12 protein-coding genes are annotated in these 11,602 nt (G+C 64.1%); 7 read left to right on the top strand and 5 right to left on the bottom strand.

Annotation, left to right across the window (positions count from 1 at the left end):
* Positions 1-140: 140 nt before the first annotated feature.
* Positions 141-614 carry an Lrp/AsnC family transcriptional regulator gene (locus A3CW_RS0124260; RefSeq protein WP_028205874.1) on the top strand — a complete coding sequence of 158 codons (474 nt, stop codon included), beginning with the start codon at positions 141-143 and terminating at the stop codon, positions 612-614.
* Positions 615-675: 61 nt separating this feature from the next.
* Here A3CW_RS0124260 and A3CW_RS0124255 read toward each other — a convergent pair whose 3' ends face one another.
* From A3CW_RS0124255 to A3CW_RS0124245, 3 genes are all read right to left on the bottom strand, one after another.
* On the bottom strand, positions 676-1,644 hold the full coding sequence (locus A3CW_RS0124255) for a DNA-binding protein (RefSeq protein WP_028205873.1): 969 nt from the start codon (positions 1,642-1,644) through the stop codon (positions 676-678).
* A gap of 184 nt (positions 1,645-1,828) precedes the next feature.
* On the bottom strand, positions 1,829-3,289 hold the full coding sequence (locus tag A3CW_RS0124250) for a mechanosensitive ion channel family protein (protein WP_028205872.1): 1,461 nt from the start codon (positions 3,287-3,289) through the stop codon (positions 1,829-1,831).
* Positions 3,290-3,521: 232 nt separating this feature from the next.
* Positions 3,522-3,731, bottom strand: a complete 210-nt coding sequence (locus A3CW_RS0124245) for a DUF1059 domain-containing protein (protein WP_028205871.1) — start codon at positions 3,729-3,731, stop codon at positions 3,522-3,524.
* Positions 3,732-4,184: 453 nt separating this feature from the next.
* Here A3CW_RS0124245 and A3CW_RS0124240 point away from each other — a divergent pair, with 453 nt between their 5' ends.
* The 5 genes from A3CW_RS0124240 (at position 4,185) to A3CW_RS0124220 (ending at position 7,442) form a co-directional block, all read left to right on the top strand.
* Complete coding sequence (locus A3CW_RS0124240) at positions 4,185-5,591, top strand: FAD-binding oxidoreductase (RefSeq protein ID WP_028205870.1); 1,407 nt, start codon at positions 4,185-4,187, stop codon at positions 5,589-5,591.
* Positions 5,592-5,625: 34 nt separating this feature from the next.
* Complete coding sequence (locus tag A3CW_RS0124235; RefSeq protein ID WP_028205869.1) at positions 5,626-5,919, top strand: GYD domain-containing protein; 294 nt, start codon at positions 5,626-5,628, stop codon at positions 5,917-5,919.
* Between the two features lie 298 nt (positions 5,920-6,217).
* Positions 6,218-6,562 carry a hypothetical protein gene (locus A3CW_RS0124230; protein WP_211254082.1) on the top strand — a complete coding sequence of 115 codons (345 nt, stop codon included), beginning with the start codon at positions 6,218-6,220 and terminating at the stop codon, positions 6,560-6,562.
* Between the two features lie 4 nt (positions 6,563-6,566).
* Positions 6,567-6,908 carry a hypothetical protein gene (locus tag A3CW_RS0124225; protein ID WP_028205867.1) on the top strand — a complete coding sequence of 114 codons (342 nt, stop codon included), beginning with the start codon at positions 6,567-6,569 and terminating at the stop codon, positions 6,906-6,908.
* Between the two features lie 81 nt (positions 6,909-6,989).
* Complete coding sequence (locus A3CW_RS0124220) at positions 6,990-7,442, top strand: lytic transglycosylase domain-containing protein (RefSeq protein WP_051481688.1); 453 nt, start codon at positions 6,990-6,992, stop codon at positions 7,440-7,442.
* A gap of 49 nt (positions 7,443-7,491) precedes the next feature.
* Here the strand turns inward: A3CW_RS0124220 and A3CW_RS0124215 are convergent, their stop codons facing one another.
* Positions 7,492-8,463 carry a DUF6492 family protein gene (locus A3CW_RS0124215; protein WP_028205865.1) on the bottom strand — a complete coding sequence of 324 codons (972 nt, stop codon included), beginning with the start codon at positions 8,461-8,463 and terminating at the stop codon, positions 7,492-7,494.
* 19 nt (positions 8,464-8,482) lie between these two features.
* Entirely contained in the window at positions 8,483-10,501 is a 2,019-nt protein-coding gene (locus tag A3CW_RS0124210; RefSeq protein WP_161782952.1) for a GumC family protein, read from the bottom strand.
* A gap of 325 nt (positions 10,502-10,826) precedes the next feature.
* Here A3CW_RS0124210 and A3CW_RS0124205 point away from each other — a divergent pair, with 325 nt between their 5' ends.
* Positions 10,827-11,546: a polysaccharide biosynthesis/export family protein gene (locus A3CW_RS0124205; protein WP_028205863.1), complete on the top strand. Its 720-nt coding sequence runs from the start codon at positions 10,827-10,829 to the stop codon at positions 11,544-11,546.
* Positions 11,547-11,602: the final 56 nt, after the last annotated feature.

The following is an 11,602-nucleotide window of genomic DNA, read 5'->3' as shown; positions in this document are numbered from 1 at the left end:
GTTATCTCCGCTGTTCGACTTGTGGGTATTAGCGGATTCTAGGTAGCCAATAGCGGCGATTCGTGCCAAACTGAGCCACGAAATTCTCTCAAGTTAGCAACACTCGCCCCAAATTCACCTTTTTCAGGGAAAGCTGGCCAATGAAATTCGACCGCGTGGATGTGGCCATCCTGCACGCCCTGCAGCGCGACGCGCACGTGAAGTCCGCCGACCTCGCGGAATCGCTCGGGCTTTCGCTCTCGCCGTTCTACCGGCGCATCCGTATGCTCGAAGAGCGCGGCGTCATCACGCAGTACGTCACGCTGCTCGATCAGGAGAAGGCGGGCTTTCCTGTCAACGCGTATGTGTCGGTGGCGATCGAGAAAAAGAACGAGACGCGGCTAGCCGCGTTCGAGCGCGCGATCTCGAACTGCGACGAAGTGATGGAGTGCTATTTGATGACGGGCGCGTTCGACTACATGCTGCGCGTGGTGGCGAGCGATATTGCGGGCATCGAGCGTTTCGTCATGACGCGCCTCACCAAGATCGAGGGCGTGCGTGACATTCACACTTCCGTGGCGCTGCGCCGCGTGGAGTACAAAACCGAGTTGCCGGTGCGCGTGCGGGACGCGTGACACGCGGCCAACGCCGTGGTTCAGTCAGGATGTCGAAGCAATCAACGCGTAGCCAAAGCCTTCACGCCTTTTGCCCCGTCTTGCGCGCCGCCCGCAACGGCTTCACGGCGGCCGCAGCGGCGCCCTTCTCCGGCGCGGCCTGCCGCTCGCGCACCTGAACTTCGCGGGTCGAACGCAGCGCGTCCAGGCGGCCTTCGAGCGTGCCCACCTGGTGGCGCAAATCGCCCAGTTGCGTCTGCAATGCCTGAATTTCGGCGCGCGCACTTTCCTCCGTGCGCGTTGCGCGCTGCGTGGCGGCTTCGGCGTCGCGCTGCAAACGCGCGTTCGCCGTGTGCTCGCGCTCGATTTCGAGCTGGGCGCGCTTCTCCGCTGCCTGCCAGCGCGTTTCCGCGAGTTCGGCGCTTGCGCGCAGCTTGTCGCGTTCGGCCGCAAAGTCGGCGCGCGCCTGGGTGAGCGCCGTGTCGCGTTCGCGGCTCACCTCGCGCTCGCGCGCCAGTTCCGCTTCGAGTGCGCCGCGCGTGGCAACCGCGCCGGCTTGCGCCTGTTCCAGCTCCTGAATGCGCACTTGCGCCGTGAGCAGCGCGCCGGTGCGCTGTTCGAGCGCCACCTCCGTGTGCGCCAGGTCCGCGCGCACGGCGGCGGTTGCGCCTTCCGCGGTGCGGCGCGCCTCCTCCACTTCCAGCCGCAGCGCTTCGAGCGACGTCTGCGCGGCCGCCGTGGCGCGCGTCCAGAGCGCACCCATGAGTTCGCCGGCGGCCCCCTGCAGTTCCTCGGGCAAATCGGCGTGCTCGATACGCACGCGGCTCTTCTCGCGCAGGGTGGCCCAGAACTCCGAAAGGACTGCCGTAGGCGTGCTCATGCTGCCGCGGCGCACGAGCTGATAGAGGCGGTTGGCCGTGGGCGTGATGCCGTAACGGAAGAACATCAGCGCGCACACTTCGCGATACAGCTCGCGCGTCTTGGGAAACTCGGCCTTGAGCCGCTCGATCTCGGCGGCAAGGCGTACTTCGTCGGGGGCGACGTCGGTCATGGGGCGGTGCGGGGCTGGAATGCGTCGATATTACAACGTAAAGCGTACGATTCCTACCGTCAATGCCAGTGGGAAGCGTTTGCCTGCGTGCGTTGTTCGATTCGCCAGGCGGGCAGACCCGGATCGTCTGGATCGACATCGCCGGAACGCAACAGCTATCGAATATGATTCGGATTCCGACACATCAGGAATCGTACAAGGAATGTACGTTGCGCACCTTGCCGAAGAGCCACTCAAAGAGCGAATGACCTTGTTCCTGTTCAGCGGGGAGCGCCGTCGTCAACTTGCCGATCTTGTCTTGCCGGTATGCCAATAGCTTGCACAGTTGCTTCGCGACTTCCGGGTGCTCCTTCAGGAACGAGGTCATGTCGTCCTTGCCGATCTCGAAAAGGACCGTTGGTGTCAGTGCGGTAATGGACACGTGCATGGGCAGGCCAGCCAACAGTCCCGCCTCCCCAAATGCTTCACCAGGGCCGATACGGGCAAGCTCGCGCTCACCCGACGACTCACGGAAAGTCACCGACAGCACACCCGCATAAATAATGGCGAGACTATCCGGCACGGTGTCCGGGGCGAGTATCTGTTGATCCACCTGGTACTCGTGCCGGGAAAGACGCTTCGCGAGCTGGGTTACCTCATCGGCACTCAAGCTTTCGAACAGCGACGCGCGCTTGAGCAACGCCTCCTTCGCGTCATGCGCCTCCACCGCGGGCGCCGGCACGCCCAGCGCACGCAGTGACACCCCGGAGGCCGCAAGGTGCCGGTAGCACAAGTCGAACAGCTCGTTGGAAGTCACCCTCTTCTTGCCCATTTCGTCCACGAAACCGACCACCTCGTAGTGGATCGAGTTCAGCGTCGCGCGCTGCATGCGGGCATAGGGCGCGGGCGTCTTGAGGATGGCGTTGCTTCCGGTCAACGCGCGTTCCAGTGCGTCGATCACGGTCTTCGGCCGTGCTTCGGGGTCGATTTCGAGCACGAGTGAAAGGCCGTGAACATTTGCCGGCCGGCTGTTATTCGAGATCTTCGCCTTGGAAGTCATGGCGTTCGGGACGATGAGCGTATTGCCCTGGCCTGTCAACAAGTGAGTGGCACGCCAGTTCATTTCGACGACCTTGCCTTCTACATCGTCGATCACGACCCAGTCTCCGACCGTGTACGGCTCCGTGGCGTTGAGCACGATTCCGGCGAATACGTCGCTGAGTGTGCTCTGGATTGCGAGGCCGAGCACGATAGCCAGTGCGCCCGATGTCGCGACCAGACCACGCACCGGCAGTTCAAGCACGAACCCGAGCGCCGCAACGACCGCAGCGAGGAAAACGACAGCGCCGAAGACGTCAGAAAAGAGTCGTTGCTTTCGCCAGGCACGAGGCAGCAACAGTGAGTCGAGCGACAGGGTAAACAAACGTGCTGCCATCAGCCACCAGACGATTTCGAGGATCTGGGCCAACCAATGGAGTTCTGCCACTTCCCGGTACGGCGCCTGCCCGAACGGACTCATGCCCGATGAGAACAGGACCCAGCTCAACGCCGCGAAGAGCGCCAGCCGTATGAAGAGCCTGACGAAATCATGCGGAGGAATCCGCGCGCGCCACACGACCACATCGACGAAAACGATACTCAAACCAACAAATAGCGGGTATTTCACGGGCGGCTCCCGGCTGCAAAGGCCTAGCGCTGATGTTGGGACTGCGGGAAGTGGCTAATTCTGCCACGGGCGAATATGCCGGGGCGACCGGGTGGCAATTGAAGGCTGGCAGCGCCAGGGGCAGGCCCGGATTCTGGCGCCAGAAACGCGTGGGTTGCGGTGCTGCGTTCTCTCGTGCGCCGTGTGGGACAGGCGCACCGGCCGGCACGTTGCATGCCGGCCCGGTTTCTCGTCATGCACGCGGCGATATTTCGGGCGGCGAGCCCTCGTGAAAGAGCTGGCTGAGTTGCGCGCGCAGTTCCGGCGAATCGGCGTGACGATGCACGCTCACCGCGTGTTGCACGGCAGCTTCCAGAAGCTCCGAATCCGAGTCCGCTGAGATAGCGACCGTGCAGTTCATCTCACTGGGAAACTCCCTGCAGTCAATGTACTTTCGCGTCATGGTGGAACCTCTCGCTGGGCGGGTAAAAGCACGCACGCACGCAGCCCGCGCGTGCGTGAAAATTATAGAATCCCTGCATTGCGCTTGCTAAACTATTAAAGCGAATCCAGACGCGACAATAATCTGAATTAACTGCACGTTTTTTATCAATCTGCATAATTTAGGTTATCTAATGAATCTGCGAGGCTCGCTGGCTGCCTGGGTACGATCCAGACGGTCACAGAGCGCTCGCCGCCCGGTCCCTCGCGGTCCGGCCAGAGGCGGCCCCCGCCGCCCTTTGCGAAAGCCCTTCCTTGCCGCTTTCCCGACCGGACGCACGCCGCGTCACGCGCGTGCGTAAGCCGCATTGATTCGACAATTGAAGCGGTCGCCCGCAGTTCCGTTCAGTCCATGAAAACGCCCGCCCGGCTGTTGGCGCGCGTTTGTCCGATCCGTTGAATTGAGAGGTGTGCCATGTCAAGCCTGTCGAGCGAATCCATCGCCACGCTGAAAAGCGCGCTGCGCGGCGAAGCCCTGCAACCCGGCGACGCGGCCTACGAAGAAGCCCGGCAAATCTGGAACGCGATGATCGAGCGCCGTCCCGCGCTCATCGTGCGCTGCCGGGGTTGCGCCGACGTGCGCCAGGCGGTGGCGCTCGCGCGTGAATCCGGGCTGCCGCTCGCCGTGCGCGGCGGCGGCCACAATATCGCGGGCAGCGCGCTATGCGACGGCGGCATCGTGATCGATCTCTCGCTGATGAAGTCGGTCAGAGTCGAGCCCGCCACGCGCCGCGCGTATGTGGAGCCAGGCGCCACGCTGCACGACTTCGACCACGAAGCGCAGGCGTTCGGCCTCGCCACGCCGCTTGGCATCAATTCGACGACGGGCGTGGCGGGTCTCACGCTCGGCGGCGGCTTCGGCTGGCTGAGCCGGCGCTTCGGCATGTCGGTCGACAACCTCGTCGCCGCCGACGTCGTGACCGCCGACGGCAATCTGCTGCGCGCGAGCGCCGAAGAAAACACCGACCTCTTCTGGGCGCTACGCGGCGGCGGCGGCAACTTCGGCGTGGTGACGATGTTCGAATTCGCGCTTCACCCTGTCGGCCCCGAGATCTACGGCGGCCTGGTCGTGCTGCCGTTCGACGCCGCGAAAGAAGCGCTGACGCTATATCGCGAGGCGGTCAATGCGATGCCCGAAGACCTGACCGTGTGGAGCGTGTCGCGTCTCGCACCGCCGCTGCCTTTCCTGCCGCCCGAGGTGCACGGCAAGCCGGTCATCGTGTTCGCGATCTGCTATTCGGGGCCGCCGGAAAACGGGCCGAACGCGGTGGACGCGGTGCGGCGCTTCGGCAAGCCTTGTGGCGAACATCTCGGGCCAATGCCCTACGCCGCGTGGCAGCAGGCATTCGATCCGCTCCTCACGCCGGGCGCGCGCAACTACTGGAAATCGCACAATCTGGACACATTGCCCGACGGTCTCATCGACACGCTGATCGACGCCATCGCCACGCTGCCCTCGCCCGAGTGCGAAATATTCTTCGGGCAAATCGGCGGCGCGACGCTGCGCGTCGCGCCCGATGCGATGGCCTATCCGAATCGCGACGCGCTCTACGTCATGAACGTGCACGGCCGCTGGACCGATCCCGCCGACGACGAGCGCTGCGTCGCCTGGGCGCGCGGCTTCTTCGAGGCTTCCGCGCCCTATGCGCTCGGCAGCGTCTACGTGAACTTCCTCACCGACGACGAACGCACGCGCGTCGAGGCGGCCTATGGTCCGAACATGAGCCGTCTCGTCGCCGTCAAGACGCGTTACGACCCGCACAATCTTTTCCGCCACAACCAGAACATCCGGCCCGAAGGGTCGGCCGAGGGGAGCCAGTAATCAACGTTTCGATGTCATCGTAAGGGGAATCGTCATGTCGACTTATGTGGTGCTCGCGCAGTTCACCGACCAGGGTATCCGCGCTGTCAAGAACAGCGCGCAACGGGCCGGTCAGGCAGCGGAACTCGCCAAAACTTTCGGCTGTGAAATGAAGCAGATCTACTGGACGCTCGGGAAATACGACATCGTCACGGTCATCGACGCGCCCGACGAGCAAAGCTTCATGGCGTTCGGCCTCGCGCTCGGGTCGCTCGGCAATATCCGCACGCAAACGCTGCGCGCCTTGAGCAAGGATGAGTTCACGGCGGTGCTCGGCAAGCTCAATTAACGAGCGCCGGCGCGCGGCACCTGGGCCGGTGCCGCGCTGCCGTCCGTCATTCTTCATATCTATTCGCCGCATGCGCGGCGCATTTCCCCTCAAGATCAGGGAGGCAGTTCCCTGCCCGAACACACGATCGCGCGCGAGCAACCTTCCGGGAAGCGGCATTGCGCGAGCGAAGTCTTTCTTTTTGGCAAACGTTTGCCGCCCGGGTATCAAGTCCGCGCGCGCGAGGCCGAAAACGCGTACATCGCCACGAATTTTTGGAGACCCGGCCGTGACGCGCGTTTTGCTTTTACTTGCCATAATGGTTGTGACAGGCTGCGCGCAACTGCAGCCGCCCACCACGGCACAGACCGGGAAGCCCGCCGTGTCGAACGTCATCATGAAATTCGACATTCCCGCCGATGCGCTGGGCGCGCACGACCCGCAACTGAGCGCGGTGCTCGCCAAGGCGGGCGCGCTCGCCGCCGCGCAGAAGCAGCCCACCGTGATCCGCGTGACGGCGCTCGGCCAGGACTTCAAGTACATCAATCAGGCCATCTGGCGGGGCGTGCCCGCGCAAGGGCCCAAGCCCACGCTCGAAAACCTGACGGCCGGCGCGAACCAGACGTACAGCGTCTCGATCGAGCCGTGGCATGCGGGGAGCTGACACGATGCGTCCGATCGTTCTCGCCGCCGCACTCGGCTTTTGCAGCGCCGCCTGGGCGGCCCAACCCGCCGCCGGCGCGCCGGCCACTGCCACCATCGTTGCCACTGCCGCCACGCCCGCCGCCGACAAGGTTTATCCGCCGCTGCCCACACTCGCCATGCTGCCGCCCGCCACCGGCGACGACGACGAGGTTCCCGCGCCGCATTCGTCCTCGCACAGCAAGAAGAAGACGCGTCAGCGCGATTGCCACTGCGCCATGCCCACGCCGCGCCTCGTCGTCTCCGACACTTCGCGCGCCTATCTCAAGGACATCGAGCAGCAACTCGATTCCGCTCTCGCGCAGTGACGTCGCGCAGTGACGCCCAACCCGGAGCTTCGACCCATGCAGCAGAAGACCAACGCCCTGCGCCAGTTCGGATCGCGAGTCATGCGCGCGTGGGTCGCGCTCATAAGCCTCGCGGCGCTCGGCGCAACGGCCGCACATGCCGCGCCGCCCGCCGACGCATGCTTCGAAAAGGCCGGTGCCTACCAGGGCGTGAATCCGCTCGTGCTGCGCGCGGTGGCGTGGCGCGAATCGAAAGGCGACGCGGCGGCCATCAATCACAATGCGAACGGCTCGATCGACGTCGGGCAAGCGCAGATCAACTCGATCCACTTTTCGGAGCTTTCGCGCGAGGGCATTCCGCACGGCGCCCTCACGGACCCGTGCGTGAATATCTTTGTGGCCGCCTGGCTGCTCAAGCAAAAGATGGTGCGATACGGCAACACGTGGCGCGCCATTGGCGCGTACCACTCGGAGTCGCCGCACGAGCGCGATGCCTACGCGCGCAGCATTCAGGCCATCCTCGTGAGCTGGGGCCAGCTGCAACCGGGGCGGTGAACGCGGCGCCCGGCGTCGTTGCAGACTCGTTGCAGGCGCAACGGCCCGCTTAACCGCGCAGCTTGTTCAACAGCTTGAGACCGCGGCGCGCCACGGCCGAATAAAGCTCGGCGCCCTTGAGCGCGGGGTCGATATGGCGCTCGTAGGGCTGCAGCGTGATCGGGAAATACGGCGCAAGCTTTTCCATCACGCGCTGCGGCGAGATGTTCGTGTTGCTCTGGACCACGGCGAACATGCCGTCGCTTTCCGGCGCGAGATGGCGGGCCTCGCTCCAGCCTTCCATCTTGTCGGCAAACCATACGCTTTCGTCGGCGTGCAGCGCGCGCTGGCCCGGTTTCGGGCCCGTGTGGTACTGCTCCAGCAGCCCTTCGTTTTCCGCGTTGAGCCAGTAAAGCGTGTATTCGGTCCAGTCGAGCGCGTAGTTGGCGAGCAGCACGCGCCGCCAGTCGGTGCCGTGTAGCGCCGCGAGGCGCTGTTGCAGGCTCAGGCACAGCGTGCGCGACAAAATCGCCGGCGTCCACCAGATGCCGTCGCGCGTGAGTTGCGGATCGATATTCAGCAGCTTCGCCGAAGCCTCCCAGTAATACGGCTCCACCGTGCGCGGCTGCACGTGCGTGAGCGCACGGCCGTCGAGAATCAGCGTATCCGCGCTGAAGCGATGCGTGGCGAAGCAGTCCGGGTCGAGCACGAGGAAATACTCAGTCTCGATCCACTCGGGCGCATTCAGCTTGATGATTTGCTGCCGGTGCCAGTTGCGGATCTGGTGACGCTGCGAGAACTCCGCAAAAATGCCCATGTACAGCGATTCGTCGACCACTTCGATGGGGAAATCGGACCACGCCTTCGCGTAGCCTTTGACTTCTTCGAGTTCCTCGTGCGGCACGACGATCACGAAACGGTGAAACGTTTTGGGCGTCGTGAAGTGACGCAGCGACGAGAAGAGGATGTCGCAACGGCCAATGTTGTCGGCGTAGTGCCGTCCCCGCGTTTTGACCGGCAGGATGGCGCTGATCTGGTGCATGGCAGTCAGGTCCCGAATGTTAGAAGAATCGATAAATGAAGTTCGGGATGTAGCCGCGCCGATGCGTCAGCGCGATGCCGATCAGCCTGCCGCCCGCGTCGAGGAGCTGCGTTTTCAGGCCGAGGACCACGGGCTTGCGCGAAACCTCTGCGCGTACCGCCATGACCGTTGCGTCCGCCAGCGCCGCGTTCTCAATGCCGGCGAACGACTGGCTAGCGGGCGGCGCATGCACGACGATGTAGTCGTGCGTCTCGCGCAGCGCGTCGAACAGGGTCGTGGTCTGCTGCCACGAAGTCGGGAACGTGCCGCTTTCCGGCCGCGCGACGACGATGTTGTGCCGCTCGACGCTCTCGAACACGAGGCCGCTCGACGCCGCGATCTCCGTGGGCGCCGCGCTCGCCGCACGGCTCTGCCCGCTATGCCCCGACCAGGTCAGCAGGCCCTGCGCGTTCGGCGGGCCATAAAGCGGCGCGTCGGCGCTGGAGGCCATGTCGAGAATGAGGACCGGCTTGGTCGTGCGGTGCTCCAGTTCGACGGCGAGGCCGCGAATCACCGAAAGCAGCCCGTCGTTCTTGCCGAACGAAAGCGCCATGACGACCTTGGCGGGCGAGTCCGTGCTCGCGTTGATGGCCGCGATCATGCGGCCATACGCCATATGCGCGGGCCGGCTGGCCGCCTTGACCGCGTCGGCGGAAGCCCCCGCGGCGCCGGGGCGGCGCGCGCCGCCACCGAGCAGCACCGGCGCGTTCAGCACCGGCAGCAGCAGCGAGCGCTCCGCCTGCTCCGGACTCAGGAAGGTCTCGCGCAGGCTTGCCATGACGAGCACGACGAGCGCGGAAATCAGGAGCCCCGCCGCCACGCTCGCCGAAATGATGAGGCTGGCCGACACGCTGCGCTGCGAAGGCGGGAACGGCGCCTGGATCACGCGCACGTTCGTGCTGTTCACCTGGCTCACCTGCCCCTGCTGGATCTTCGCAAGCTCCACCTGGCGCGAACGGTCCTTGAAGCTGTCGGCCAGAATGTCACGCGTTGCCTGCAGCTGGCGCATCTGGCTGGAGATATCGCTCAAGCTGCGCAGCTTCGCGCGCGTGTCCTTGATCTGATCCTCGAGCGTCTGCTGGCGTGCGGTTTCGCCCGCGATGCCGGCATTGAGCGCGGCCAGCCGCCCTTGCACCACGTCGTAGTAATCGTTGTGGCCGTAGCGCGTGGCGGTGGCCATTTGCGCCTTGCGCCGCGCGATGCTCGCGTGCATGTCGGCGATCTGCTGATCGAGCTGCTGCACGAACGGCGAGCTATCCATGTAGCGCGAGGCGAAGTCGGCGCGGCGCGCTTCGAGCTGCATCAGCGAGAGCTGCATCGTGTCGAGCGCGTGAGCGGCTTCGGAGTCGTCGGTGAAAATCGGAATCGTCGCCTTCACCCCCTTCGACGACGCCTGCTCCGACTTCAGTTCGCCGCGATGCTGCGCGAGCGACGTTTCGTTGTCGAGCTTTTGCTGAACCAGCTGGCTTTCGAGCAGCACGGCGCGCGAGGTCTGGTCGTCGATATTGACGATGCCGTGCGTTTTCTGGAACGCGAGCAGGTCGGCATCGGCTTTTTTCAGTTGCCTTGCGACTTCGTCGCGCTGGCCGGTCAGGAAATCGACGCGGCCCGACGTGAAAATCGTCGCGCGCCGGCGGAAGTACGTGTCGAGCAGACGCGAGAGCGCGTCGGCCGCTTCCTTGGGATCGGCGTCGTAATACGTGAGGTTGATGGTGCTCGCGAGATCGTTCTGCTCGATATGCAGCCGATGCTCGAATTCCTGCAAATGGCTGTCGATTTCGTGTTCGCTTGCGTTCGGCCCCAGTTTCGCAATCACGACGTCGCGGTGCAGTTCCGGGCTGCTGAGGATTTGCGCTTCGACGCCGTCGAGCTGGCCAATGGCGGGCTGCACCGCGGCGGAGCCATTCGGGTTGTTCGACTGGTCGTAATATCCTGCAAGGAGTACGAGCAGCGTCGACTGCGCCCGGTAAGGCATGGGCACCAGCAGCGCGACCGCCACGCCGATCGCCACAACGGCAAGAAATACCGCTGTTGCAATCTTGCGATAATAGAAAAAGGTGTTGAGATAATCCCGGACCGTCAGTTCGACAACAGCCGCCTTCCTTTCAGGCCTTGTTCTAGTAGTAATAACCATACAGGTGCGGTTCCGGGCCAACAGTGAAGATTCGACGGCGCATATAATACGTAAGAAAACATCCAGGATGTCGCGTTAAACTGACATCCGCGAAAAAATCGTGTGAGTTCCACCCTTCATTAACGGCAATTCCTGCCGTTACTTGACAAGAGATCAGGAACCGCAAGCCACCGCTTCACCCACGCGCCCGATGAACATACTCCGACCAGCCTGCGTCCTCGGGCTGCTGACGCTTACCGCCTGCACCCAGACCTGGGTGGAACCGCAATTCCAGCAGCGCGCGCAGTTCGCCGCGTGGTCGCAAGCCACGCCCGGCGTCTATCGCATCGAACCCGGCGACGACCTTTCGGTCGTCATGCCCTTCAATGCCGAGCTGAACTTTCGCGGTTCGGTCGCGCCGGACGGCGGCCTGACGATGCCGTTCGCGGGCACGATCCCGGCGGCGGGCCTCTCGGTCGCCCAGCTCGGCGACGCCATCAACAAGGCGCTCGCCGCCAACGGCATGGCGAAGAACGCGCACGCTTCGGTCTCCATCGTGCAGTCGGCCGCCAAAATCTATGTGGCCGGCCAGGTCGCGCGCCCCGGCGAAATCGCGCTGCACACGGGCATGAGCGTGCTGCAGGCCATCGCCGCCGCGCAGGGCTTGCTCGACACGGCGCGCACCAACGAAGTCGTCCTGATTCGCCGCAGCCCCGATGGCCGCCCGATGCTGCGCACGATCGATATCGACGCGCTCACGCATCGCGGCGACCCAACGCAGGACGTCATCCTGCAGGCCACCGACACGATCTTCGTGCCGAAGTCCTCGATCGCCGAAGTCGACCAGTGGGTCGATCAGTACATCGACAAGGTCATTCCGTTCCAGCGGGGCTTCGACTACACGATCTCGAACAACCCCGCGACTTACTAAGCCTGCTCAGCGAGCCTCGACCGCCCGGTGGTTTTCCACGACCGGGCAAACGAATC

Source organism: Paraburkholderia nodosa DSM 21604 (genome assembly GCF_000519185.1).
Classification (GTDB): Bacteria; Pseudomonadota; Gammaproteobacteria; order Burkholderiales; family Burkholderiaceae; genus Paraburkholderia; species Paraburkholderia nodosa.
Note: the sequence above shows the minus strand (reverse complement) of the source record. Positions and strands in the feature narration are given on the sequence as shown.

What these genes read in the sequence shown, in the direction of transcription:
- A3CW_RS0124260 (WP_028205874.1), top strand. Translation starts at nt 141, where the DNA reads ATGAAATTCGACCGCGTGGATGTGGCCATCCTGCACGCCCTGCAGCGC.
- A3CW_RS0124255 (WP_028205873.1), bottom strand. Translation starts at nt 1,644, where the DNA reads ATGACCGACGTCGCCCCCGACGAAGTACGCCTTGCCGCCGAGATCGAG.
- A3CW_RS0124245 (WP_028205871.1), bottom strand. Translation starts at nt 3,731, where the DNA reads ATGACGCGAAAGTACATTGACTGCAGGGAGTTTCCCAGTGAGATGAAC.
- A3CW_RS0124240 (WP_028205870.1), top strand. Translation starts at nt 4,185, where the DNA reads ATGTCAAGCCTGTCGAGCGAATCCATCGCCACGCTGAAAAGCGCGCTG.
- A3CW_RS0124235 (WP_028205869.1), top strand. Translation starts at nt 5,626, where the DNA reads ATGTCGACTTATGTGGTGCTCGCGCAGTTCACCGACCAGGGTATCCGC.
- A3CW_RS0124230 (WP_211254082.1), top strand. Translation starts at nt 6,218, where the DNA reads ATGGTTGTGACAGGCTGCGCGCAACTGCAGCCGCCCACCACGGCACAG.
- A3CW_RS0124225 (WP_028205867.1), top strand. Translation starts at nt 6,567, where the DNA reads ATGCGTCCGATCGTTCTCGCCGCCGCACTCGGCTTTTGCAGCGCCGCC.
- A3CW_RS0124220 (WP_051481688.1), top strand. Translation starts at nt 6,990, where the DNA reads ATGCGCGCGTGGGTCGCGCTCATAAGCCTCGCGGCGCTCGGCGCAACG.
- A3CW_RS0124215 (WP_028205865.1), bottom strand. Translation starts at nt 8,463, where the DNA reads ATGCACCAGATCAGCGCCATCCTGCCGGTCAAAACGCGGGGACGGCAC.
- A3CW_RS0124205 (WP_028205863.1), top strand. Translation starts at nt 10,827, where the DNA reads ATGAACATACTCCGACCAGCCTGCGTCCTCGGGCTGCTGACGCTTACC.